Origin of the sequence: Kitasatospora sp. NPDC017646, assembly GCF_044329365.1 — a bacterium.
Taxonomy (GTDB): Bacteria; Actinomycetota; Actinomycetes; order Streptomycetales; family Streptomycetaceae; genus Kitasatospora.
Window position 1 is genome coordinate 356198 of the sequence record NZ_JBIRJC010000004.1, and the last position, 21412, is coordinate 377609.

The 21412-nt window shown below is 72.7% G+C and carries 22 protein-coding genes; 13 read left to right on the top strand and 9 right to left on the bottom strand.

What is annotated here, in order from left to right; translation table 11 throughout:
• Positions 1-164: 164 nt before the first annotated feature.
• Entirely contained in the window at positions 165-1406 is a 1242-nt protein-coding gene (locus ACH4J0_RS09855; RefSeq protein ID WP_396238055.1) for a Mu transposase domain-containing protein, read from the bottom strand.
• Positions 1407-1834: 428 nt separating this feature from the next.
• Between ACH4J0_RS09855 and ACH4J0_RS09860 the strand changes: the two genes are divergently transcribed.
• Positions 1835-2092 (top strand): hypothetical protein, encoded by a 258-nt coding sequence (locus ACH4J0_RS09860; RefSeq protein ID WP_396238057.1) that lies wholly within the window; start codon positions 1835-1837, stop codon positions 2090-2092.
• An 88-nt stretch (positions 2093-2180) separates the two neighbouring features.
• On the top strand, positions 2181-2996 hold the full coding sequence (locus ACH4J0_RS09865; RefSeq protein ID WP_396238059.1) for a hypothetical protein: 816 nt from the start codon (positions 2181-2183) through the stop codon (positions 2994-2996).
• Positions 2997-3048: 52 nt separating this feature from the next.
• Here the strand turns inward: ACH4J0_RS09865 and ACH4J0_RS09870 are convergent, their stop codons facing one another.
• Complete coding sequence (locus tag ACH4J0_RS09870; RefSeq protein WP_396238283.1) at positions 3049-3444, bottom strand: VOC family protein; 396 nt, start codon at positions 3442-3444, stop codon at positions 3049-3051.
• A gap of 145 nt (positions 3445-3589) precedes the next feature.
• On the opposite strand from ACH4J0_RS09870, the gene ACH4J0_RS09875 reads away from it, so the two are divergent.
• A complete protein-coding gene (locus ACH4J0_RS09875) occupies positions 3590-4486 on the top strand; it encodes a LysR family transcriptional regulator (protein ID WP_396238061.1) in 897 nt (298 codons plus the stop codon).
• Between the two features lie 219 nt (positions 4487-4705).
• On the opposite strand, the gene ACH4J0_RS09880 is transcribed toward ACH4J0_RS09875, so the two are convergent.
• From ACH4J0_RS09880 to ACH4J0_RS09890, 3 genes are all read right to left on the bottom strand, one after another.
• Entirely contained in the window at positions 4706-5548 is an 843-nt protein-coding gene (locus tag ACH4J0_RS09880; protein ID WP_396238063.1) for a hypothetical protein, read from the bottom strand.
• A gap of 259 nt (positions 5549-5807) precedes the next feature.
• Entirely contained in the window at positions 5808-7163 is a 1356-nt protein-coding gene (locus tag ACH4J0_RS09885) for a metallophosphoesterase (protein WP_396238065.1), read from the bottom strand.
• A gap of 178 nt (positions 7164-7341) precedes the next feature.
• On the bottom strand, positions 7342-8499 hold the full coding sequence (locus ACH4J0_RS09890; RefSeq protein WP_396238067.1) for a LacI family DNA-binding transcriptional regulator: 1158 nt from the start codon (positions 8497-8499) through the stop codon (positions 7342-7344).
• A gap of 357 nt (positions 8500-8856) precedes the next feature.
• Here ACH4J0_RS09890 and hisC point away from each other — a divergent pair, with 357 nt between their 5' ends.
• The 6 genes from hisC to ACH4J0_RS09920 all read left to right on the top strand — a co-directional run bounded on the left by hisC (position 8857) and on the right by ACH4J0_RS09920 (position 14813).
• Positions 8857-9942: a histidinol-phosphate transaminase gene (gene hisC, locus ACH4J0_RS09895; protein ID WP_396238069.1), complete on the top strand. Its 1086-nt coding sequence runs from the start codon at positions 8857-8859 to the stop codon at positions 9940-9942.
• Between the two features lie 285 nt (positions 9943-10227).
• A complete protein-coding gene (locus ACH4J0_RS09900) occupies positions 10228-11586 on the top strand; it encodes an efflux RND transporter periplasmic adaptor subunit (protein ID WP_396238072.1) in 1359 nt (452 codons plus the stop codon).
• A gap of 2 nt (positions 11587-11588) precedes the next feature.
• Positions 11589-12386 (top strand): ABC transporter ATP-binding protein, encoded by a 798-nt coding sequence (locus tag ACH4J0_RS09905; RefSeq protein WP_396238074.1) that lies wholly within the window; start codon positions 11589-11591, stop codon positions 12384-12386.
• The gene (locus ACH4J0_RS09910) at positions 12383-13594 is read left to right on the top strand and encodes an ABC transporter permease (protein ID WP_396238076.1); all 1212 of its coding nucleotides are present in this window, start codon (positions 12383-12385) and stop codon (positions 13592-13594) included. The genes ACH4J0_RS09905 and ACH4J0_RS09910 overlap by 4 nt, the downstream gene beginning before the upstream one ends.
• Positions 13595-13607: 13 nt before the next feature.
• Positions 13608-14216, top strand: a complete 609-nt coding sequence (locus ACH4J0_RS09915) for a hypothetical protein (RefSeq protein ID WP_396238078.1) — start codon at positions 13608-13610, stop codon at positions 14214-14216.
• 177 nt (positions 14217-14393) lie between these two features.
• A complete protein-coding gene (locus ACH4J0_RS09920; protein ID WP_396238080.1) occupies positions 14394-14813 on the top strand; it encodes a hypothetical protein in 420 nt (139 codons plus the stop codon).
• A gap of 146 nt (positions 14814-14959) precedes the next feature.
• Here ACH4J0_RS09920 and ACH4J0_RS09925 read toward each other — a convergent pair whose 3' ends face one another.
• Positions 14960-15406, bottom strand: a complete 447-nt coding sequence (locus ACH4J0_RS09925; RefSeq protein WP_396238082.1) for an anthrone oxygenase family protein — start codon at positions 15404-15406, stop codon at positions 14960-14962.
• A gap of 91 nt (positions 15407-15497) precedes the next feature.
• Here ACH4J0_RS09925 and ACH4J0_RS09930 point away from each other — a divergent pair, with 91 nt between their 5' ends.
• Complete coding sequence (locus tag ACH4J0_RS09930; protein WP_396238084.1) at positions 15498-16076, top strand: TetR/AcrR family transcriptional regulator; 579 nt, start codon at positions 15498-15500, stop codon at positions 16074-16076.
• An 86-nt stretch (positions 16077-16162) separates the two neighbouring features.
• On the opposite strand, the gene ACH4J0_RS09935 is transcribed toward ACH4J0_RS09930, so the two are convergent.
• Together ACH4J0_RS09935 and ACH4J0_RS09940 are read right to left on the bottom strand one after the other, a co-directional pair.
• Positions 16163-16933, bottom strand: coding sequence for a MerR family transcriptional regulator (locus tag ACH4J0_RS09935; protein ID WP_396238086.1), 771 nt, complete (start codon positions 16931-16933; stop codon positions 16163-16165).
• A 4-nt stretch (positions 16934-16937) separates the two neighbouring features.
• The gene (locus tag ACH4J0_RS09940) at positions 16938-17777 is read right to left on the bottom strand and encodes an alpha/beta fold hydrolase (RefSeq protein ID WP_396238088.1); all 840 of its coding nucleotides are present in this window, start codon (positions 17775-17777) and stop codon (positions 16938-16940) included.
• Between the two features lie 113 nt (positions 17778-17890).
• Here ACH4J0_RS09940 and ACH4J0_RS09945 point away from each other — a divergent pair, with 113 nt between their 5' ends.
• Positions 17891-18625, top strand: a complete 735-nt coding sequence (locus tag ACH4J0_RS09945; protein ID WP_396238090.1) for a helix-turn-helix domain-containing protein — start codon at positions 17891-17893, stop codon at positions 18623-18625.
• A gap of 6 nt (positions 18626-18631) precedes the next feature.
• On the opposite strand, the gene ACH4J0_RS09950 is transcribed toward ACH4J0_RS09945, so the two are convergent.
• Positions 18632-19690: a nuclear transport factor 2 family protein gene (locus ACH4J0_RS09950; RefSeq protein WP_396238093.1), complete on the bottom strand. Its 1059-nt coding sequence runs from the start codon at positions 19688-19690 to the stop codon at positions 18632-18634.
• 177 nt (positions 19691-19867) lie between these two features.
• Between ACH4J0_RS09950 and sigJ the strand changes: the two genes are divergently transcribed.
• Entirely contained in the window at positions 19868-20755 is an 888-nt protein-coding gene (sigJ, locus tag ACH4J0_RS09955) for an RNA polymerase sigma factor SigJ (RefSeq protein ID WP_396238095.1), read from the top strand.
• Positions 20756-20892: 137 nt separating this feature from the next.
• Positions 20893-21369 carry a carboxymuconolactone decarboxylase family protein gene (locus ACH4J0_RS09960; protein WP_396238097.1) on the top strand — a complete coding sequence of 159 codons (477 nt, stop codon included), beginning with the start codon at positions 20893-20895 and terminating at the stop codon, positions 21367-21369.
• Positions 21370-21412: the final 43 nt, after the last annotated feature.

Sequence of the window (21412 nt, forward strand, 5' to 3'; positions counted from 1 at the left end):
CGGGCTGGCCGTCTCAGCCCCCTGATAGCCCCCCCCGGGCAACCGGGGACCCCCCCCCCCCCCCCGCCCCCCCCCGCCCGGGGGGGGGGGGGGCCCCCCCCCCCCCCCCCCCCCCCACAGCCGTGTTCCGCCGGGCGGAGGGCCGGGCCTCGGGCGGTGGCCGCTCAGCTCCCGGCGCCGCCGGTCGGGCGGTCCCGTGGGGCGGGCACCTGCGGCGTCGCGGCGCTGCCTTCCCCGGCGGTCCGGCGGGTGCGCTGGAGGGCGATCCGGGTGCGCAGCGCGTCGGCTTCGGCCAGGGCCTGCGGGGACGGTGGACGCGGCGTGTTCCGCCGGCAGAGCGGGGCGTCGGCCGGTACCGGTGCCGAGTGGCGCTCCAGCACGGTGATGGCACTGCTGTGCTCGACGACCGTCAGCCCGGCCTCCGCCGGAGCGAGCGGGCAGCGGGCGATCACGGCGCCGGCGGGGGTGGCGATGGACAGGTGGGACTGGTCGAGGCGTCGGCGGACTTCCACCGGTGCGTCGACCAGGTGCTCCGGCAGGGTGTAGAAGTTGCCGCGGAAGGGGACCAGTCCCCGGGCGGTGACGGTGCGGCGGGCGCGGACTCGGACCGGGTAGGGCGTGGGCAGCTCCCGGAGGGCCGCCGCGGTGCCGGTGCTCCCCCACCGGGCGTCCAGGCGTGCGGCGCACCGGGCCAGACCGTCCCAGGCGTCCCGGAGGCCGGCGTCGTCCGGCAGCCCGCGCCACCACGAGCGGAGGGCCTCGTCCAGGGTCCGGCGGGTGTACGAGCGCTGGTCGGCCGGCAGTCGACACTCGACGTGCACGCCGTAGTGCTCGGCCACCTGCCGGAACTCCGGTGTCACCCGGTCGGTCCGCTGGCACCAGACGGTCGGCGTCGGGCCGAACCGCCAGCATCCGGCGGTGCCCCCGAGCCGTCTCAGCACGATGTCGACGGCTTCGACGAGGTGGGGCAGCTCCTGGTCCTCCGCCAGCGCCACCGCCCAGCGGCCGATGCCCCAGCCGGCATCCGCGCCGGCGCCGGTGAGCGAGCCCACCAGCAGCCCCGCCCGGGGGCCGTAGCCCCAGGACGGCGGCGGCTCGGGCAGTCGCAGCCAGTCGAACTCGACGGCCCCTACGCCCGGTCCGGGAGCGGGCTGTCCGTTCCCGGCCGCGGCCAGGTCCTGGCACTGCCGGCAGCGCGGCCGGGCCTGGTGTCTGCGCAGGGCCCCGGTGAAGGTCGAATAGCCGCCCGAATAACCGAGATCGACGATCTCGTCGAAGAGGACGGTGGCGGCCAGGTGGGGGTCCTCGGCGAGACGCTGGCGGCAGTACGGCAGGAACTGGAGGAATCCGTCCTGAGGGGGAATTCTGATGCCAGGGATCCGCTCTCCCCGGAGGTAGGTCCCCACGGTTTTCCGATCACGCCCGAGGTGTCGGGAGATCCTGATTAACGACCATCCTTGGCGATGCAGCATTACCGCTTCCAGGTATTCCTTCCAGGACAGCAAGAAGCCTCCCAGGGTCGGTCCGACCCGGCGCAAGCCGATGAATATGCCAAGAGCAAGTCGGAAACATAGCATCGCGCGAAAAGCAGAAACGTTTCTCTTGTCATTGTTTTACTTGGGGATTTTTGGCGAGCGGTGCTGGTGGTGAGTATAGGATTACCCGAACTCCGGCCCTTCGTGTCGACCCGTCGCACCCGCTCCACGGGTGACGGGAAAATATTCACCCCCCGGCTCTTCGTCCTGGGTAATTTTGCAGAGCATCATCGATATCGAATATGGAAGGACGCCCGTACGCCGTAAAACCGCGCCCGCCGCTTCTCGTTGATGAACCCGTGACTTCACCTTGCCTGCCCTACGCCTCGTCGCCTCCGGTGCGGGAGCCGATCGCCCCGCTCGGGACATGGCTCTTCGTCCCCGACCGCCGCAACGCCGTGGGCGACGTGTCCACCGGCTACCTGTCGCGCAACGGCGAGCGTGTCGTCCTGTCGCACACCTCGCGCCCGCTGGCCGACCTCGTGCGGAAGATCAGCCAGCTGGAGAACGACTTCGCGGCGCGGATCGGCGCCCTGCTCTTCCCGGAGGAATCGTGACGCCACCGGTCCCACCGAACTGCTCCGCGCCGGACCGGGCCGGCCGCCGGAGCGATCCGAAGTCGGCCGACCGCGTGGGGAGCCTGCCGTGTACGACCGGATGACCGACCTCCTCGGCGCCTACGGGACCCGCGGTTACGGCGAGGTGGACCACGATGGGTGGGCCGCCTCCGGGGACCGGGGCCGCGAAGCGGCCCACCCTGCGGGCGACTGGTACGACGACGGATTCTCCTACGGCCTCGGCGCCGCGCCCGGTGACGCACAGGCGTTCAGCCCCGTCGTCGCGTCGGCCGTCGGCTGGGAGAACGAGACGGCGTTCGTGCCGCCCCCACGCGCCCCGGGGCTCACGGAGACGGCGTTCGTGCCGCCTCCACGCGCCCCGGTCGAGCCGTCCGGGCCTCGCGGGACGGGCGGACCGGTCGGGCCGTCGACTTCCCGGCACCGCCGACGCCCGCCCTTTCCCCGCCCGGCCTGGCCCCACCTGGTCAGCTCCGTCTTCGGTGCGCTGACGGCGCTGACGGTGACCGCGGCCTGCGCGCTGGGCCTGGTGTTCTCCTACGGGCCCCTCCAGGAACTGGCGTTCTCGTGCGTGCCGCGCGGACTGTCGCAGTTGTGGCCGGTGGTCGTCTACGGACCGTGGCTCGCGGGTTGTCTGTCGGTCCTGCGCGCCGTCCAGCACGGGCGCCAGCCGTTCCACTCCTGGGTGGTGGTCGTGCTCTTCTCCGGCCTCGCGGCCGGACTGTGCGTCGCCGATGTCCCCTGGACGCCGACCGCCGTCGTCGTCGCCGGGCTGCCACCGCTCACCGGCGTCATCTCGCTCCACCAACTGGTGCGCCAGCTCACCGCGGTCAGGGGGGCGCGCCAAGGGATGGACCGGCAGACCGGACACCGGGCGCGCCGGTGAACCTTCCCCGCGCCGTTCGGTTCGTGGCGGTCACCCTGTGCTCAGCCGGTGGTCAGTCCGTGTCCCCGGCGGCGTCCTGGGGGTACCAGCGGAGTTCGACGGTGTTGCCGTCCGGGTCCTGGACGTAGAGGGAGGTGGCGGTGCCGCGGGCGCCGTAGCGGGGGCCGGGGCCGTCGAGGACGGTGAAGACGCCGGAATCGACGACCTCCTGCCAGTCGAGGGGCTCCACGGTGAGGCAGATGTGGTCGACGTTGGACTCGTGCCGGGGGCGGTCGAACAGGTCGATGATCGTCGCGGAGTTGACCCGGACGGACGGAAAGGAGACCTTGCCGGCCCGCCATTCGTCGACCCGGACCGGCTCCAGGCCGAGGAGGCCGGTGTAGAAGGCCAGGGACCGCTCGATGTCGGCGACGTTGAGGACCAGGTGGTCGAGGGCGACGACGCGCATGGTGATCGGCTCCGGTGGTGTGGGTTCGCTGTGGACGGGCTCCACGATCCTCCGGAGGGAGGCGATCATCAATGCCGGATCGCCGTAGGATCGTTGAGCGGGATTGAACGATGCCGGGTGCGCGACGGCAGGGACGGGGGCGGGCATGCTGGAGCGGCTGGAGACGGAGGTCTTCCTCGCCCTCGCCGGGGAACTGCACTTCGGCCGGACCGCCGAGCGGCTGGGCCTCACCACCGGTCGGGTCAGCCAGGTCGTCAGGAAGCTGGAACGCCGGGTCGGTGCAGCGCTGTTCGACCGAACCAGCCGGTCCGTGCGGCTCACCCCGGTCGGCCGCCAGCTGGCCGATGACCTCGCCCCGGTGGTGGCCGCCATGGAGCAGGCGCTGCGCCGGGCGGTGGACGCCGGCCGGGGGGTGACGGGCGAGCTGCGGGTCGCGTTCCTCGGCGAGTGGACGGCCCCGGTACTGCTCAGGGCGGTCGCACTGTTCGGGGAGCGGTACCCGGACTGCCGGGTGGACGTGCGGGAGGTGCACCTCTCCAACTCCCGTTCCAGCCTGGAGGACGGCTCGATCGACGTCCTGATCGCCTCCCACCCTTTCGACGGCATGGCGCTCGGCCCGGTCCTGCTCACCGAGCGGCGTGCCCTGGCCGTCCCGGCCGGGCACCCGCTGGCCGCCGAGGCCTCGGTGTCGCTGGAGGTGCTCGCGGACCACCCGGTGGTGCAGTACCCGGCGGTCACCTCGGTCGGCTTCAAGCGCGACCGCACTCCCGAACGCACCCCGTCCGGCCGTCCCGTCCCCAAGGGCCCGTCCGGCGACACCTTCTCCGAGATGCTCAGCCTGGTCGCCATGGGACGTGGCGTCCTCCCGGTCGGCGAACACTGCCGCCAGTACTACCCCCGCCCCGACCTCGCGTACGTCCCCATCCACGACGCCCCGCCGATCGAACGCGGCCCGATCTGGCTCCCCGCCAACACCACGGAGCGCGTCCGGGCGTTCGTCCGCGCCACCGCTGACGTGGCCGGTGCCGGCGCGGTCCGATAGCGCTCGGCTTGCCGGGAGGAGTGGCGGGAGGGGCGGCGGGAGGGGCAGGAGACCGCGCGGAGGCGGGGTGGGGCGGGTCGGGTGAGTTGGGGGGCGCGGCGCCCTGCGGTTCGCGCCGCCGCTGACGTGGCCGGCGCCGGCGCGACTGCTGGACGGCCGATCCCGCGCAGCCGATGCCCCGCGGCCGGCCCCCGGCGGCCGGCCCCCCGCGCGGCCGGTTCAGCCGACGTCGTCGGGGCTGGTGAAGGCCGGCGGGGTGTAGCCGGGGCCGGTGAAGTCGGGGGTCGTGAAGGCGGTGGGCCGGGTGGTGCGGCCCTCGGAGTCCGTCCGTTCCTCGGGGCCGGTGAAGCCGTCGGACCCGGGGCTGGTGAAGGCGGGCGGGGTGTAGCCGGGGCCGGTGAAGCCGGGGGCCGGGCGGCCGGGGGCGGCAGGCAGGCGGGTGTGGAGGTACGGCAGCAGGCCGCGCTCGCGCAGTGCGGTGCGCCATTCGGCCCGGGCGGTGGCGAGTTCGGCGGCGAGCTCCGGGTCGGTGCCGGCCGGGGCGGCGGCTCCGTCGCGTACGGCGGTGAGCAGCAGCCCGACGATGCCGACGGCCATCGTGGCGACCCCGGCGGCGAGCGCGACCCAGCCGGCGGTGACCATCGAGCGGCCGAGGAGGAGGTCGGAGTCGGCGGCGCGCAACAGGTAGCCGACCAGCAGCAGGACCAGCCCGGCGGGCCAGGCGAGGATCGGGGTGAGCACGGTGAGGACGGGGAACAGCCCGGCGCCGCCGTCGGTGGAGCGCAGCTGGCTGACCAGCCCCGGGGCGTGGGGTTCGACGTCGGCCGGCGGCGGGGGTGTGGCGCGCAGGCTCTCGCGCAGCGCGGTGTAGTGGGCGTACTCGGTGCCGGCCGCGGTGTTGACGGCGTCGGCGTCGCGCAGGGCCAGGATGCGGAGCTGGTCGGCGGTGAGCGCGCCCGGGGCGCGCAGGGCGGCGAGGACGGTGCGGTCGCGCAGGGCTTCGCCGAGGAGGCGCTCGTACTCCGGGCGGTCCTCGGCGTGCAGCGGCGGGGGGTTGGACATGGGGACCCCGTTCATGCGGACCCCGGCCGGCATCGAGGGCGCGGGGCCGCATCGGGGACGCGGGACACCCTCGGGACGCCGGGACGGGCGCGGAGGCGGGCCGCCGGACGGGCGGCCGGGTGTGGTGTGCCTCATGGTAGGGGCGGGTGTGGCCGTGCTGACAGTCGGTTTCCGGAATTTCGCGCCCCGGGCGGCGTGTGTGCGGGGGCCCGAGCGCCGGGAACGAATGTTCCAGTGGCGCCGCGTTCTTGATCGGTCGTCAGATGGGGAGCCGGGCTACCAGCAGCCGGCCCTCCATGGTGACCCCGCCGTCCATCGCCACCGCCAGGTCGTCCGCGTACACGTACGGCCCCGGGATGTGCGGCGGCTGCCCGTCGTCCGCGTGCACCGCGCCGGTGAGGTACGGGATCGGGCTGTGCCCGTGCACGATCCGGGAGCCGCCGTAGGTGTCGAGCAGCTCGTGGACGGCCGTCGGGCCGGCGTCGCCGCGGAAGGCGAAGCGCTTGGTGAAGCGGCGGAAGCAGTCCCACCACTCGTCCACGCTGCCGTCCGCGAGCAGGCTGTGCACCGCGTCGTTGACGTCGGGGATGGACTCGCCGTACTCCAGGTACGCGGTGGTGTCGGAGTGCAGCAGCAGGTGCCCGTCCTCCAGCCCGATGGCGGGCAGCCGGGACAGCCAGCTGATGTGGTGGGCCTCCAGCCGGTCCAGGTCGTTCTGCTGGCCGCCGTTGAGCCGCCAGGCGGCGAGGAAGGAGGCGGTGCCGGCGGTGGACTGGACGGGCTCGTCGCCGTACTTGTGGGCGCCGAGGAACAGCAGTTCGTGATTGCCCATCAGGGCGCGGCAGTAGCCGCCGGCCGCGGCCGCCTCAGCGGCGAGCTGCATGACCAGGTCGATGACGCCGATGCCGTCCGGGCCGCGGTCGGTGAAGTCACCGAGGAACCAGATCCGGGCGCGGCCGGCGGACCAGTGGCCGTCGGCGTCGATCAGGCCCTGGTGGTGCAGTTCGGTGCGCAGCTCCTCCAGGTAGCCGTGCACGTCGCCGACCACGTACACCGGGCCGGGCGGCTCGCCGGGGCCGGGGGCCGGGTACGGGTAGGTCGGGGCGGACGGGTCGGGCAGCGGCGGGCCGAGCTCGATGGTCGGCGGGTCGTCGCGGTCGGGGAGCCGGAGGGCCGGGGAGGGCTGGTCGGGCAGGGTGGGCTCGTAGCCGGTGTGGTCCTGCGAGTTGTGGCCGGTGTGGTCCTGGACGTCGTGACCGGTGTGGTCCTGGACGTCGTAGCCGCCCTCGTACCCGGCGGCCTCGTAGCCACCCTCGTAATCACCCTGGCCCTGGTGGGAGAAGACCGTCGACTGGTCGACCGCCCCGTGGTCGCTGCCGAGTCCCTGGGCGTGCACGGTGTGCCCGTGGCCCTGGCCGTCGACGGGCCAGTGCTGTTCCAGGTAGCGTGCGCCGCCGTAGCCGCTGTAGGTCTCCGCTTCGTACGGCGCGCCCTGGTAGCCCACGGTGGGCTCGGGTTCGTAGTAGGTGCCGTACGGCAGCACATCGAGGTCCGGCTGGTGGCGGGGGCCTGAGTGGGGGTGCTCAGGTCCGGGGAAGCGGTCCTCGGGTGTCATTCGCCCATCATAGGAAGACCACTCTCCCGGCGTCGTCACCTGGTGGGTATCCAATCCTCCGGAGCGTCAGCCGGGCGGTCCCACAAGGTCCGTTTTGTCCCGGCTCGGTAGGGTCTCGTCGGCGTATCGACGGTGCTTCGTCGGCGTCTCGACGGTCGTCGGCCGATGCGGGTGAGGGCTACACCTCGCCCGGCTGGCGGGGCGGGCTGACGGTGGTGCGCGGGCTCCGCCGCTGGGAGGAGGCGCGGACGATCAGCTCGGTCGGCATCAGGGTGCCCGGTGGCGGGCCGGTGCCCGCGGTGCGGAAGCGGGGCGGGAAGAGCCGGGCGATGTCCACGCCCGTCCCGGAGTCGACGCCCTCGATGGCGTCGATCAGCAGGTTGACCACGGTGGTGCCGATCTTGCGCGGCTTGAGCGAGAGCGTGGTGATCGGCGGTTCGGTGGTCGCGTAGACGTCGCTCTCGCTGCAGCAGACCAGCAGCAGGTCGTCCGGCACCCGCAGGCCGTAGCGGCGGGCGGCGGCCAGCAGGTCGGTGCCGTTGGGGTCGAACAGGCCGTACACGGCGTCCGGCCGGTCGGGGCGGGCGAGCAGCCGGTCGGCGGCCACCGCGCCGGCCGCCGGGTCGTGGGCCGGGTAGGCCTCGTACACCGGCTCCTGGCCGACCTTGGCGCACCAGCCGAGGTAGGCCTCGGTGGAGAGCCGGGTGTAGGTGTCGGTGCTGGTGCCGGTGAGCAGGCCGATCCGGCGGGCGCCGGCCTCGGAGAGGTGGTCGAGGATGCCGAGCACGGCGGCCTCGTGGTCGTTGTCGACCCAGGCGGTGACCGGGCAGTTGCCGGGCTTGCCGTCGCTGACCACCGGCACGCCGGACCGGTACAGCTCGCTGACCAGCGGGTCCTGGTCGGGCGGGTCGATCACCACGGTGCCGTCCAGGGCGATGTTGCCCCAGACGTCGTGGCGGGAGGAGGCGGGCAGCACCACCAGCGCGTAGCCGCGGCCCAGGGCGGCGCTGGTGGCGGCCCGGGCCATCTCGGCGAAGTACGCGAACTCGGTGAAGGTGAAGGGCTCTTCGCCGTAGGTCGTGACGGTCAGCCCGATCAGGCCGGACCGTCCGGTGCGCAGGGTGCGGGCCGCCGCGGAGGGGCGGTAGCCGAGGCGCTCGGCGACCTCGCGCACCCGGCTGCGGGTCTCGTCGGGCAGGCGGCCCTTTCCGTTCAGCGCATCGGAGACGGTGGTGATCGACACTCCGGCGGCTGCTGCCACATCCCGGATGCCGGCCCGCTCCAGACGCCGTGAGGTGGTGGGTCGCCGACCGCTCTGGTTGGCTGCTGCTGTCATGGCGGACCGATCGTATGGCTCCTGACAAGGGTCTGTGACCGGCGCATCGGGAGCCTTCGGAGATACGTTTCTCCAAGAGTGAGCCGGGGTGCGCCCCTTCGATCCCCTCCTGAAACCAGGCGTCTTACCTCTGACATGTGCCAAAGGAACCGGGCAGAATGGCTGATCTGCGCCTGTAACCCGTCCGGGCATCTCACTCCTACGGGTGAGGGGCGGTCGGTATCGTGCAAGGCACCCGACCGGGGTGGTCCGGGCGCGCTCCGGGATCCCGGGGCGAAGCCGGGTCCCGGGGCACGGCGGCGATCCCGACCGTGCAGAGGGCGGGCGGACCGGCAGAGAACACGAAGGAGTACGACCGTGAGCAGTGGTACCTCAGCGCAGGGCCCGCGACTGCGCCCGAGCCTGGACGGCATCCCCACCTACAAGCCCGGCAAGCCGGCCGGCGCCGACGCCTACAAGCTGTCCTCGAACGAGAACCCGAACAACCCGCTGCCCGGCGTCCTGGAGGCGGCGGTCGCGGCGGCCGGCTCGTTCAACCGCTACCCCGACATGGGCGTCAGCGAGCTGACCGCCGTCCTGGCCGAGCGCTTCGGCGTCCCCACCGAGCACATCGCCCTCGGCACCGGCTCCGTCGGCGTCGCCCAGTCGCTGGTGCTCGCCACGGCCGGCCCCGGCGAGGAGGTGATCTTCGCCTGGCGCTCCTTCGAGGCCTACCCGATCATCACCCAGATCGCCGGTGCCACGCCCGTCCCGGTCCCGCTCAAGGCCAACGGCGACCACGACCTGGACGCGATGCTCGCCGCCGTCACCCCGAACACCCGGCTGATCTTCGTCTGCAACCCCAACAACCCCACCGGCAACGTGGTCCACCGCGCCGAGCTGGAGCGCTTCCTCGACGCCGTTCCCGGCGACGTCCTGGTCGTCGTCGACGAGGCCTACATCGAGTTCATCCGCGACCCCGAGGTGCCCAACGGCATCGACCTCTACCGGGACCGCCCGAACGTCTGCGTGCTGCGCACCTTCTCCAAGGCGTACGGCCTGGCCGGCCTGCGGGTCGGCTTCGCGATCGCCCACGAGCCGGTGGCGAACGCGCTGCGCAAGACCGCCGTGCCGTTCGGGGTCAGCCAGCTCGCCCAGGACGCCGCCGTCGCCTCGCTGCGCTCGGAGGAGGCGCTGCTGGTCCGGGTCGAAGCGCTGGTCGAGGAGCGCAACCGGGTCGTCGCCGGGCTGCGCGCGCAGGGCTGGGACATCCCCGACTCGCAGGCCAACTTCGTCTGGCTCGGGCTCGGCGAGCGCTCTGCGGACTTCGCCGCGGCCTGCGCCGCGGCCGGGGTGATCGTCCGGCCGTTCCCGGAGGGCGTACGGGTGTCGATCGGCGAGGCCGAGGGCAACACGATCTTCCTGACGGTGGCGGAGGCCTTCCGCAAGGAGATCGTCGGCTGATCGGCCGCCGGTGCCGGTGCCTCGCCGGTCCTCGTTTCCACAGGGGCGCACTCCTCGGGGGTGCGCCCCTGCCGCGTCCGTGGGTGTGAGCTGTCTGAGGATGCCCTGCCGGATGGCTGAGGATCGCTGGGAGGCCGCTGGGAGTTCGGCCAACGACCGCCCACGGCCCGGCCAAGCCGCCCGTCCGGAGCGGGCGATTGGGGCGGAATGCCCGGATCCGGCCGGTCAGTCTTCTCCCAGCCGCCGCCCAGGGTAGCGCAAGAGCGCCCCGCGAAGCTGTCCGCCATGAAGGTGCTCCCACGGCGGCGAGGTGCCGTCCTCGTCAACTCCGCGCTCGGCGTGGCACTCCTGGGCGGTGCCGCCCTGGTGTACGCCACCGTCAACGGCAGCGGCGGCACGGCGGCCGCCAAGCCGGTCGCCCGTACCGCGACCGTCGCCAAGGGGACGGTCCTGGCCACCGTGTCCGGAACCGGCACCCTGGTCTCGCCGACCGACGCCGCCCAGGACTTCACCACCGGCGGGCGGCTCACCGCCGTCAAGGTCGCGGTCGGGGACGTCGTCAAGAAGGGGCAGGTCCTGGCGACCGTCGACACCACGGCGGCCCAGCAGCAGGTGGACGCCGCCCAGGCGGCCCTCACCACGGCGAACGCCAACCTCACCAAGGCGCAGGCCGGTGTCACCACGACCACCACCGAGCCGCTGCCCGGGGCCACCACAGCCCCGCAGGGCGGCAGCGGCGGCGGTCGCGGGGCGGGCGGGAGCAGTACGCCCGCCCCGCAGACCACCACCATCACCACCACCAAGGTCGACGACGCGGCGGTCGCCCAGGCCCAGCAGCAGGTCGCCACCGCGCAGACCACGCTCTCCAACGCCCAGGCCGCGCTGGCCGGGACGACGCTCACCGCCTCGGTGGACGGTACGGTCGCCTCGGTCTCGGCGAAGGTCGGGGACACGGTGGGGGCGCCGTCCTCGGGTTCGGGTTCCTCCTCCACGACCAAGTCCACCGGGACGAGCGCCGGTTCGGGCTCGCCGAGCGGCTTCATCGTGCTGACCAACCCGACCGGGATGCAGGTCACCGCCAACTTCTCCGAGCTGGACTCGCTCAAGCTGAAGAAGGGCGAGGCGGCGACCGTCACCCTGAACGCCCAGTCCGACACCAAGCTCAACGCGACCGTCCTGTCGGTCAGTTCGCTGCCCAGCAGCGGTTCCTCCGGCGGCGCGGCCGGTTCGTCCGCCGTCCAGTACGCGGCCACCCTGCAGCTCAGCGGGGACACCAGCACGCTGCGCACCGGCCTCAGTGCGACCGTCCAGGTGATCACCGGCGAGGCGGACAACGCGCTCTCGCTGCCGACCTCGGCGCTCTCCGGCACCGGCTCCTCGCGGACCGCGACGGTGGTGCACGAGGGCGGCGCCACCGAGCGGGTCGACGTCGGCGTGGGCGTCGAGGGAGACAGCACCGTGCAGGTGGTCTCCGGGCTCAAGGAGGGCGACAAGGTCGAACTCCCCACCACCAGCGGCAACAACGGCTTCCCGAACGGGTCCTTCCCGGGCCTGGGCGGCGGCGGTGGCGGCCGGGGCGGCAACGGCGGCGCGGTCGGCATCCCGGGCGGCGGCGGTGGCGGCGGCCGGGGCGGTAAGGGCTGAGCATGCAGCACGTCATCGACAACCGCGTCCCCGCGCACCCCGTACCGGTGATCCGGATCCGCCGGCTCACCAAGTCGTACGGGCACGGCGACGCCACCGTGCACGCCCTGCGCGGCCCGTCCCGGCCCGGGACGGACGAGCCGGCCGGCGTCGACCTGGACATCGAGCAGGGCGACTACGTTGCCGTGATGGGCAGTTCGGGCTCCGGCAAGTCCACCCTGATGAACATCCTCGGCTGCCTCGACGTCCCCACCTCCGGCCGCTACCTGCTGGACGGCACCGACGTCGGCCACCTGGACGAGCAGCAGCTCGCCCTGGTCCGCAACCGCAAGATCGGCTTCGTCTTCCAGTCCTTCAACCTGGTCCCCCGCACCACCGCCCTCGCCCAGGTCGAGCTGCCGCTCGCCTACGCGGGCGTACGGGCCGCTGAGCGCCGGCGGCGGGCGATGGCCGCGCTGTCGCTGGTGGGCCTCGGCGAACGCGCCGGGCACAAGCCCAACCAGCTCTCCGGCGGCCAGCAGCAGCGCGTCGCGGTGGCCCGGGCGCTGGTCACGGCGCCCGCCATGCTGCTCGCCGACGAACCCACCGGCAACCTGGACAGCCGCTCCACCGAGGAGGTGCTGGGCCTGATCGACGGGCTCAACGCCACCGGCCGCACCGTCGTGATGATCACCCACGAGGACGAGGTCGCCCAGCACGCCAAGCGGGTGCTGCGGCTGGTCGACGGGCAGATCGTCAGCGACGTCCGGCAGGCGCCGGCGGACGGGCTGCCGCCGGCGCTCCTGGGGGTCCCGGCATGATCCTCTGGCAGACGCTCCGCTTCGCGGTCGGCGGGCTCGCCGCCAACAAGGTGCGCTCGGCGCTCACCATGCTGGGGGTGCTGATCGGTGTGGCCTCGGTGATCCTGCTGCTCGCGGTGGGCAACGGCTCGTCGCAGGCGGTGAAGGACTCCATCACCTCGCTGGGCACCAACTCGCTGACGGTCAGCGCCGGTTCGGCGTCCGGCGGCTCGCGGGCCACGTCGTCGGTGAAGAAGCTGACGGTCGCCGACGCGAAGGCGCTGGCGAGTGATGCCGACTCCTCGGCGATCAAGTCGGTCGCGCCGGTGGTCACGACCAGCGCGACCGCGCTGTACGGGAACGTCTCGTACAGCCCGGGCTCGATCGTGGGGACGTACCCGGCGTACTTCGAGACCGCCAACCAGAAGGTCGCCCACGGCGAGTACTTCACGGACGACGACGTGCTCGGTTCGCGCAAGGTCGCGGTGCTCGGCTCGACGACGGCCAAGCAGCTGTTCGACACCGAGGATCCGGTCGGGAAGAAGATCGCCCTCGGCGGGACGCCGTTCACCGTGGTGGGCGTGCTGCAGGCCAAGGGCGGCAGCGGGTTCACCGATCCGGACGACGTGGTGATCGCACCGCTGCCGACGGTGCAGAACGCCTTCACGGGCTTCGGCGCGGTCAACCAGATCCTGGTGCAGGCGTCCTCCGCCGACACCACGACGGCGGCGCAGTCGGAGATCACCCGGGTGCTGCTCGGCACCCATGCGATCGCCGACCCGACGAAGGCCGACTTCCGGATCACCAACCAGGCGTCCCTGCTGACCGCCCGGGAGAGCACGACGAAGACCTTCACCGTGCTGCTCGGCGCGGTCGCGGCGATCTCGCTGCTGGTCGGCGGGATCGGGATCACCAACATCATGCTGGTGACGGTCACGGAGAGGACGCGGGAGATCGGCATCCGCAAGGCGCTCGGTGCGCCCCGGGCCGTGATCCTGGGGCAGTTCCTGACCGAGTCCACGCTGCTGTCCGTGATCGGCGCGGGGCTGGGTGTCGCGGCCGGGATCGTCGGCTCGCACTTCAGCATCGTCGGCATCAAACCGGTGGTGATCCCCGAATCGGTGTTCGGCGCGTTCGGCATCGCCGTCGCGATCGGACTGTTCTTCGGCAGCTACCCCGCCAACCGGGCCGCCTCCCTGCGGCCGATCGACGCCCTCCGGCATGAGTAGGAGCACTTCTTCGATGGAGCACGACGAACAGGTTGCGCTGCTCTCGACCCCGCCGGACGCGCGCGACGTGACCGCGGAACTGGCCGCACCGCCGAGGCGGAAGTTGCCCTGGCTGTCGCTGGTGCTCGCGGGCGGAGTGATCGCCACCGGGGCGTTCGCGGGCGGCGTCTGGTACGAGCAGGGGAACGGCACTTCGAGCGGCAAGTCCTCCTCTCCCAGGGCGGCTGCGGCCGCTTCCGCGGGCGGCGGGTACGGCGGCGGGCAGAACGCCGGGCGTCGGGGCGGGCAGGGCCAGGGGCCGGGTCAGGGCGGTGCCCAGGCAAGCTTCACGCGCGGGACGGTGAAGGCCGTGGACGGGAACACGGTGTATCTGACCGACGCCAACGGCAACACGGTGAAGGTCACGACGGCTGACTCGACCAAGGTGCAGCTGAACAAGGACGGCAAGGTCTCGGACCTCCAGCCCGGGCAGAGCGTGACCGTCGTCGGGACGCCGGACTCCAGTGGTGGGTACAGCGCCAGTCAGCTCGTCGAGGGCTCCGCGGCCGGCGGCTTCGGTGGCGGCGGGTTCGGCGGTGGTGGGTTCGGTGGCGGCTCACCCCGGAAGCCGTCCGGCGGCTGACCCGGAACCCCTCCGGCGGCTGACCCTGAACCCCTCCGGCGGCCCCTTGCGCGGAGCAAGGGGCCGCCGGCCTGTCCGGGGTGGGTCTGGACCCACCCCAGGTGTGGGGCCAGACCGGTGTCACGCCCCTCGCGCCCTCCGTAGATTCGTTCTCACCACGACACGGAGGACAGAACCATGGCGATCACCGCGACTGCGAACCTCGACGACTCCCGTACCCACGAGGCCTTCGAGACCGCGAAGAAGTGCATCACGCTCTTCGGTGCCATCGGCCTGATCACCCTCGCGACCGTCGCGGTCATGGCCTCCACCGGCCACGGGACCACCCCGTTCATGTGGATCCGAGGTGTCCTCTTCCCCGCCCTTGCCCCGGTGCTCCTCCGTCTGACCACCCGTGCCGCCGGGGGCTCCCACAAGGCCTTCGACCGCATCCGGACCCTCTCCACCGTGATGCCGATCGCCGTGATCGCCGTCGACCTGATCCCGGGCATCTGCCCGGCCTGGTACGCGGTCCTCCAGGGCCTCTCCGCCCTCGCCCTCGTCCCCGTCGCCGTCCTCACCCGCACCAAGGCCGTCGTCGCCGCCTTCCGGCAGTGAGCCCGAGCCCCGTGCGGGAAGTCGGAAAGGCGGAGCGCGGGACGTCGGCCGGTCCGACTTCCCGCGCGGCCCCTCTTTCCCCGGCGGCTCCCTGCAGCTCGCAGGGAGCCGCCGGGGAAAGAGGGGCGACCACTTCCGCCCGGCGCTCAGACGAGGGCCGCGACCAGCAGGGTGAAGGCGGCGACGAGGACGGCGACGCGGGCGTAGTGGTAGCGGTCCCAGCGGTTCGACTGCTCCCTCCAGTCCGCCGGCCGGTTCTCCGGAGTCCAGGTCTTGCTCCGGTTGTTGATCGGGACGAGCAGCAGCACCGACATCACCACGCTCACGATCAGCAGTCCGCTGCCGGTGACCACCAGGCCGGTGCCGGGGTGGTGCCATCCGGCGACGGCCCAGACGGCGGCGAGGACGAGCGAGCCGATGTACCAGAACGGCATCACGGCGCCGAGCATCCGGCCGCCGTGGGCGCGGCCGAGCTGGTGGGCGTCCTCGGGGAGTGCGTTGAGGATCCGGTTGACGACGAAGGCGACGGAGAACTCCACCCCCACCATCACGCCGACGACCACCGTGGTGAAGACCTCTAGTGCGTTGAGCATGACGTTCCCTCCTGGCATCTAGCACTGCTAGCTCATGAAGCAACACTAGACCTGCTGCCGCTCTATTGTCTAGCGGTGCTAGGATCTCCTCATGTCGGTACAAGAACGCAAGCAGCGCGAACGGGCGGAGCGCGAACGCCTCATCGTGGCCACGGCCCGGGAACTCGCCGAGCAGCAGGGCTGGGACGCGGTCACCACCCGCCGCCTCGCCGAGCGCATCGAGTACAGCCAACCCGTCCTCTACAGCCACTTCCGCGGCAAGCGCGAGATCATCGGCGCCGTCGCCCTCGAGGGCGCCGCCGAGATGGCCGCGGCGGTGCGGGCCGCGACCGCCGCCGCGGACGGCCCCCGCGACCGCGTCGCCGCCCTCGCCCGCACCTACCTCGACTTCGCCGCACGCAACCCGGCGGTCTACGACGCCCTGTTCCAGCTCGACGGCGGCCTCCCCTTCGCGCGGGAGGACACCCCGGAGCCCCTGAAGGACGCCTTCGCCGCCCTGCTGGAGAGCCTCGGGGAGGTGGCGGGTGACGGTGTCCACCCAGGGGTGTTCACCGAGACGTTCTGGGCGGCCCTGCACGGACTGGCCACCCTCACCCGGGCCGGACGGCTCCCGCCGGAGTACGTCGAGCAGAGGGTGGCACTGCTGGTGGACCGGCTCGCCGTCGTCTGACGCAGGCCCAGTGCCGGGACGGTGCCGTCGCCGCCGCGCAGCACGGGCGGCAGTGGATCCGGGCGCTGGGGCGTGTCTGACAAGCCCTACGGGACGTCGACGCCCGCGGCGCGCAGCTTCTGCTCGATCAGTGCGGTCAGCCGGGTCCAGCCGGGCCGCTCGTCCTCGCCGTGGTGGGTGAGGAGTTCGTGGCGGGTGTCGCCGTCCTGGCGGGTCCGGAGGCCGCCCAGGGTGGGCAGCAGGGAGGGGTCGGCGATGAAGTGGGCGGCGACCTCCTCGGCGAGCTCCTCGATCCTGGGGTCGTCCGCGTCCCACTTCCCGGCGCTCCAGGTGAGCTTGACGACGGCGACGTGCCCCGGGTCCTCCAGGCCGTGCTCGATCTGGGCGAGGTAGTCGTCGAACCCCTCCGGCATCAGGGCCCGGACCAGGACCAGCCCCTCGTGGGCCGTCCTCACGTCGTCCGCGTCGAAGCCGAGTCCGGGCATCCGGTCGAGCAGGGCGCGGGCCCGGGCGGGCAGCAGGACCCGGTCCCCGGTGGCGAGTTGGCGCAGGGTCTCGCGCCTGGCGATCAGTTCGTCGATCCTGGCGGTGAGGTTCTCCTCGACGTCGACGAGGGCGGTGGCGAAGTCCTCGGGGGCGGCGTCGAGGATGGGGGCGATCTCGGCGAGCGGCACGCCCGCCCCGGCCAGGGTCCGCACCTGGACCAGCCGCAGCAGCTCCGGGCTGCCGTAGCGGCGGTAGCCGGAGCGGTCGCGCGCGGGCTCCTCGACCAGGCCGTTCTTGTGGTAGTGCCGGATGGTCTTCACCGTCACACCGGCGAAGGCCGCGGCCTGGCCGATCGTCACTCCTTCTGTCATGGCGTCAGTCGACCAGGCCGGGCCGGAGGGCGGCAACCTCCCGGACGGCGGTGGCGATGGCGCGGAAGTCCTTGCGGACGACGGTGGTGTGCTTGCTCGGGACGGTGGCGCTGACCCGGACGTCGGGGTTGCGGGCGAGGATCGGGTCGAGGGTGGCGCGCATCGCGGCGAGGCCTTCGGCGGTGCCGCCGAGGCTGGCGCCGGTGGCGACGAGGTAGCGCATCGGGAAGGTGACGAGGTCGAAGACGGGGGCGCTTGCGGCGACGATCTCGTTGAGTTCTATGTTGATCTCGGCGTGCTCGGCGGCGGACATCCGGGCGGCCATGCCGAGCGGGCGGACCAGCGGCATCAGCGGGGCGAACCGCTTGAACAGCGTGCGGATCTGCTCCTTGCCGGCCTCGCGCCCGCCTTCGACGGTGGCGAGGTAGTCCCAGGGGTAGCCGCCGTCGACCATGACGGCGCCGGCCAGGCGGTCGGGGTTGCGGGTGGACCAGTGCAGGGCGAGGGCGGCGCCGTAGGACCAGCCGACGACGATCGGGTTGCGGGCGCCGGTGGCGGCGAGGACGGCGTCGATGTCGCGCAGGCAGGCCTCGAAGGAGTAGTCGGCGGACTTCCGGGACTTTCCGCGGGCCCGTTCGTCGAAGGTGATGTGCCGGTAGCCGTCACCGAGTTCGGCGATGACGCGGCGCCAGTCCTTCTGGGTGCAGTAGGAGCCGTTGAGGTAGAGGACCGGGCGGCCGGAGCCCCCGGTGTCGGTGACCGCCAGGGCGGTGTCCTCCACCGGCAGCATGGCGGTCCTGGCGGGGCGAGTGGTGTTCCGTCGCACGTTCGGGTTCGTCGTCATGCCCTCAGCGTGTGGGTTGACCTTGGGTCAAGGTCAACCCCGTTCCGGGCGTGCTGCTTTCTTATGATGGAAAGCTACGGAGGGACCGACCACGGAGCACGAAGGGAGCCGCGATGCCGGGCGGCAGACTCACCCAGCAGGAACGCCAGCAGATCGCGCTGGGACTGGCCGACGGCCTCGCCTACGCGGAGATCGCCCGGCGCCTCGACCGGCCGACCTCGACGGTCACCCGCGAGGTGATGCGCAACGGCGGCCCCACCGCCTATCGCGCCGACCTCGCCCAGCGCGCCACCGGACAGCGCGCCCAGCGCCGTCGGCAGCCCGTGGCCCAGGGTCCGAGCGCCACCCCGCAGCCGCACGGCCGCGACGCCGAGGCGGTGCGCGCCTTCGAGGAGGTGCTCACCACCGTCATGATGCAGTCGGGCATGCCGAAGATGATGGCGCGGGTGCTGGCCTGCCTCTACGTCACCGACGAGGGCAGCCTCACCGCCGCCGAACTCGTCGAGCGACTCCAGGTCAGCCCCGCGACCGTCTCCAAGTCGATCGCGTTCCTGGACAGCCAGGGCATGGTGCGCCGGGAGCGCGACGAACGCCGCCGCGAGCGCTACTTCATGGACGACGACATGTGGTACCGGTCGATGATGGTCAGCGCCCGGACCACCGCCGAGCTCGTCGGCACCACCCGCCAGGGCGTCGGCATCCTCGGCGCCGGCACCCCGGCCGGCGCCCGGCTGGAGAACACCGCCCGCTTCCTCGACTTCATCTCCGAGGCCATCGCGCGTGCCGCCGAGCAGGGCCGCCAGGTGCTCCACGCGAAGCCCGAGAAGCCCTCGGACGCCGACGCCTGAGCCGTGTCAGTACCCGATGGCCTCGCGCAGCAGCAGCACGGTGCCCCGGGCGAAACGGGTCGGTGCGTTGAGCACCAGGAGCTGGTTGACGGCGCTGGGCTGGCCGTAGGCGGCCCGGGCGCGGGTGTCCTCCAGGGGCAGGACGTGCTCCTCCAGTCGCCGCAGGGCGGCGGGCAGGTCGGGCACCACCTTCTGGGCGCCGACGACCCAGATCGTCTCGCCGGCGCCACCGGCGTTGCCGGGCAGCTGGCTGCCGCTGGCCGAGGCGATCACCAGTGAGCCGGTCTCGGTGAGGGCGGCGACGCTGCCCACGGCGACGTCGGGGGCGGCGAGCAGGCGCCGGATGCCGTCGGACTCGGTGGTCCGGTCCATGGCCAGAACCCGGGACTTGACGGACCGGTAGCGGCTGCCGGAGTTGAGGTCCTCGTCGATGCCGGAGAGCCGGAGCGTCTCGCTGGCGGCGGTGAACACGGTGGAGTCCGCCGGGATCAGCTCCCGGACTCGGGTGCGCGCGGCGGCGGCGTCGTCGAGGAGTTCGGCGGTGAAGCCCCGCGCCGCCAGTGCGGCGGCCGTCCGCTCCAGGCGCTCCGCGTCCGCGGGGGCGGTGAAGGCGGTGCGGTCCCGCGCACCGCGCGGTGCCGAGCCGCCCAGTGGGCTGGTGTCGACGTACCGGACCTCGTAGACCCGCTCGGCGAACCGCCAGCCGTCCGCAGTCCGCCGGTAACGGTCGTGGTAGATCGCGTAGTTGAGGCCTTCCCGGCCGTCCAGCAGTCGGACGACCTCGTGCATGTGGGCGCGGCCGGTCGCGGTGTCGCCGTCGATCCGGATCGCTCCGGGGTGGGTGTTCTGGACGAAGAAGTCCCACTGCTCCTGGAGCTTCGCCCGTCCGGCGTGGATCTGCTCCGGCCCGACCAGCTCGATCGGGACGTTGGGCATCCGCAGGACGCCGTCCGGGGCGAAGAGGGCGGCGAGGCGGGCTCCGTCGCGCATCATCACCGCGTCGGTGAACTCGGCCTGCAGCGCCTGGATCTCGACGCGGTCGGCGATGGCCTGGAAGTCGTTCACGGGGGTTCCTCCCGGTGGTTCGGTTCCGTCTGCCCCCTACGACAAGGCAGCGCGCCGGAATGTGAGGCGCGGGGGCGGACGTGGTGGCGGAGGCGGGCGTGGGGCGGAGGCGGGGGCGGACGTCACATTCCGGCGCGCTGCCTTGTCGTAGGAGCAGGAGACGACAGGAGACGGAGCATGGACCAGGACCTGAGCGTGATCACGAGTGAGCGGCGCCAGCTGATCAACGTGGCGTACCGGCTGCTCGGCTCGCTCGCCGACGCCGAGGACGTCGTGCAGGAGACCTACGCCCGCTGGTACGCGATGCCTCCGCAGGAGCGGGAGGCCGTCGTCTCGCCCGGTGGCTGGCTGACCACGGTCGCCAGCCGGATCTGCCTCAACCAACTCGGTTCCGCCCGGGCCCGGCGGGAGCGCTACGTGGGCGAGTGGCTGCCCGAGCCGCTGCCCGGGCACCGGGAGGAGCCCGACGGCGCGGCCGCGGACCCGGCGGACCGGATCACCCTCGACGAGTCGGTCAACATGGCCTTCCTCGTCGTCCTCGAGGCGATGACCCCGGCCGAACGGGTGGCGTTCATCCTCCACGACGTCTTCCAGTACCCGTTCGCCGAGGTGGCCGCGGTGGTCGGCCGGTCGGCGGCGGCCTGTCGCCAGCTGGCCTCCTCGGCACGCCGCAGGATCCGGGCGGCGCAGGCCCCGGCGACGCCGACGGGCGTGCAGGCCGGGATCGTCCGGGAGTTCAAGCGGGCCTGGGAGGCGAAGGACGTCAGGTCGCTGATGGAGCTCCTGGACCCGGACGCCACCGTGATCGCCGACGGCGGCGGCCTGGTCGGTGCCCTGTTGGAGCCGCTCACGGGCAGCGAGTGGATCGCCCGGGCGTACGCCGACTCCGCCCGGCTCATCGGCGGCCGGGCGCTGCGGGAGTGCACGGTCAGCGGTTTGCCCGGTCTTGTGGTCCAGCAGGACGGTGTCACCGACACGGTGATCGCCTTCCGGATCGCCGGGGAACGGATCACCCACATCTGGGCGGTGCGCAACCCGGAGAAGCTCCGCCCGTGGAACGAGTGACGCAGGTCACGGGCAGGGCCGTCACGGGACGCCCGGCCACCTTGTCCAAGAGGGCGCCGGCGTCCTCGCCGGCGAGAACACCGGCGAGGACGGCCCACGAGAACGCCGACGAAGAACGAAACCCGAGGGAGCACACCATGGAAGCCCGTCTGAACGCCTCCGCCAGCCCGGTCATGGGCAAGGTCTACAAGCACCTCGTCGCCGCGCACCAGCCGATCGCGGACTCGACGCTGCCGTACGCGACCCAGGAGCTGGTGCGGCTGCGGGCCAGCCAGATCAACGGCTGCGGATACTGCGTCGACATGCACTTCAAGGACGCCGTGCACGCGGGCGAGGAGGCGACCCGGCTGAACCTGGTGGCGGCCTGGCGCGAGGCCACCGTCTTCACCGACGCCGAGCGGGCCGCCCTGGAGCTGGCCGAGCAGGGCAGCCGGCTGGCCGACGGCGGTGGGGTCACGGACGAGGCGTGGGCGAACGCGGCGAAGCACTACGACGAGGAGCAGCTCGCGGCGCTGGTCTGCGTCATCGCGCTGATCAACGCGTTCAACCGGGGCAACGTCATGATCCGCCAGCCCGCCGGCGACTACCGTCCGGGCCAGTTCGCCCAGCACTGACCGCCACGTAGCGTGTGGTTGCGGCCGGGGAGGGCGCTCCCCG

What these genes read in the sequence shown, in the direction of transcription:
- ACH4J0_RS09870 (WP_396238283.1), bottom strand. Translation starts at nt 3,444, where the DNA reads ATGCGCGTCGTCGCCCTCGACCACCTGGTCCTCAACGTCGCCGACATC.
- ACH4J0_RS09875 (WP_396238061.1), top strand. Translation starts at nt 3,590, where the DNA reads ATGCTGGAGCGGCTGGAGACGGAGGTCTTCCTCGCCCTCGCCGGGGAA.
- ACH4J0_RS09880 (WP_396238063.1), bottom strand. Translation starts at nt 5,548, where the DNA reads ATGTCCAACCCCCCGCCGCTGCACGCCGAGGACCGCCCGGAGTACGAG.
- ACH4J0_RS09885 (WP_396238065.1), bottom strand. Translation starts at nt 7,163, where the DNA reads ATGACACCCGAGGACCGCTTCCCCGGACCTGAGCACCCCCACTCAGGC.
- ACH4J0_RS09890 (WP_396238067.1), bottom strand. Translation starts at nt 8,499, where the DNA reads ATGACAGCAGCAGCCAACCAGAGCGGTCGGCGACCCACCACCTCACGG.
- ACH4J0_RS09900 (WP_396238072.1), top strand. Translation starts at nt 10,228, where the DNA reads ATGAAGGTGCTCCCACGGCGGCGAGGTGCCGTCCTCGTCAACTCCGCG.
- ACH4J0_RS09905 (WP_396238074.1), top strand. Translation starts at nt 11,589, where the DNA reads ATGCAGCACGTCATCGACAACCGCGTCCCCGCGCACCCCGTACCGGTG.
- ACH4J0_RS09910 (WP_396238076.1), top strand. Translation starts at nt 12,383, where the DNA reads ATGATCCTCTGGCAGACGCTCCGCTTCGCGGTCGGCGGGCTCGCCGCC.
- ACH4J0_RS09915 (WP_396238078.1), top strand. Translation starts at nt 13,608, where the DNA reads ATGGAGCACGACGAACAGGTTGCGCTGCTCTCGACCCCGCCGGACGCG.
- ACH4J0_RS09920 (WP_396238080.1), top strand. Translation starts at nt 14,394, where the DNA reads ATGGCGATCACCGCGACTGCGAACCTCGACGACTCCCGTACCCACGAG.
- ACH4J0_RS09925 (WP_396238082.1), bottom strand. Translation starts at nt 15,406, where the DNA reads ATGCTCAACGCACTAGAGGTCTTCACCACGGTGGTCGTCGGCGTGATG.
- ACH4J0_RS09930 (WP_396238084.1), top strand. Translation starts at nt 15,498, where the DNA reads ATGTCGGTACAAGAACGCAAGCAGCGCGAACGGGCGGAGCGCGAACGC.
- ACH4J0_RS09935 (WP_396238086.1), bottom strand. Translation starts at nt 16,933, where the DNA reads ATGACAGAAGGAGTGACGATCGGCCAGGCCGCGGCCTTCGCCGGTGTG.
- ACH4J0_RS09940 (WP_396238088.1), bottom strand. Translation starts at nt 17,777, where the DNA reads ATGACGACGAACCCGAACGTGCGACGGAACACCACTCGCCCCGCCAGG.
- ACH4J0_RS09945 (WP_396238090.1), top strand. Translation starts at nt 17,891, where the DNA reads ATGCCGGGCGGCAGACTCACCCAGCAGGAACGCCAGCAGATCGCGCTG.
- sigJ (WP_396238095.1), top strand. Translation starts at nt 19,868, where the DNA reads ATGGACCAGGACCTGAGCGTGATCACGAGTGAGCGGCGCCAGCTGATC.
- ACH4J0_RS09960 (WP_396238097.1), top strand. Translation starts at nt 20,893, where the DNA reads ATGGAAGCCCGTCTGAACGCCTCCGCCAGCCCGGTCATGGGCAAGGTC.